This window comes from Faecalibacterium langellae, assembly GCF_002549775.1.
Lineage (GTDB): Bacteria > Bacillota > Clostridia > Oscillospirales > Ruminococcaceae > Faecalibacterium > Faecalibacterium langellae.
Genome location: NZ_NMTR01000068.1, coordinates 1 through 1,039, shown reverse-complemented (window position 1 = coordinate 1,039; position 1,039 = coordinate 1). Strand labels below are relative to the sequence as shown.

The window sequence follows — 1,039 nt, the reverse complement described above, 5'->3', positions numbered from 1 at the left end:
TCTAGCAAGAGAAATCTGAGTAACAATATTGTCCGAAAACCCCACTAACGCTAACATCTGATACAACCTATCACCGCGTATTAAACTCTCTTTCATAAGAGACAAGGATGTTTCTTTCAGCAAGTGACTTCGCTCCAAAAAGGCTACGATTTCAGTTAAGGTAAAACCGGCCTTTAAAAGTTGTTTGAAGAGCTGGATAACCTTAACTTGCTGACTAATCTTTAATTTTTTCCCCTTGGATATCCCTCTCAGTGAGACATCCTTGTTTAACCAAACCTTCCAACTGCTGATTCCAGTTGGTCGACGAATGGTTTTGGAAATTTTCTCTGGCAAAATCAATCACACCTCCTCCCTTGATCAAACGCATGTAGGCAATGCCTTGTAGAGCATTATCCAACTCAGACTTATCTACGCCAAGGTCCAAGAGACGTTCGTAAACGCCAGCAATACTCTTAGCATGAATAGTTGAAAGAACAGTTACCCCTGTTAGACTAGCTCTAATAACTGCCCGGGCAGTCTCCTTATCCCGAATCTCCCCAATAATCAAAACATCTGGACGGTGACGTAGAGATAGCTTAATCAAACTATCATAGGTCATATCAATCGCCTGATTAACCTGGAGTTGCAAGACATTATCCTGTTTGATTTCAACAGGATCCTCAATCGAAATTACCTGCTGCCCCTTAAAACGCTCCTGAACCAACTCATGCATAAGTGTGGTCTTCCCAGAACCTACGGGACCCGCAAAGAGATACAGTCCTCTATAATCCAAGGCATCCTTAATAGGCTGGATTCCTTGATTCCAATACACTAATTCCCGACGTTCAGAATGTAGGATACGGATAACCAAGCTCTCCAAACCTCGATAGTCTCCAACAGTTGATAAACGCAGAGAAACCAAGTGACCGTCACCACAATCATAGTCACATGAACCCAGTTGACTCCTACGCTTCTCACCCACCATCATTCCCGCCACAAATTTAAAGTGACCAATAAGACTAGCCATGAAATCAGGCCGATATACATCAATCAATCTCCT

General features: G+C 42.7%; 1 protein-coding gene. It reads right to left on the bottom strand.

All coding sequences use genetic code 11. From position 1 onward, the window contains the following. Positions 1-214: 214 nt before the first annotated feature. On the bottom strand, positions 215-1,039 hold an 825-nt coding region (gene comGA / locus CGS49_RS13720), incomplete at its 5' end, for a competence type IV pilus ATPase ComGA (RefSeq protein WP_179859097.1).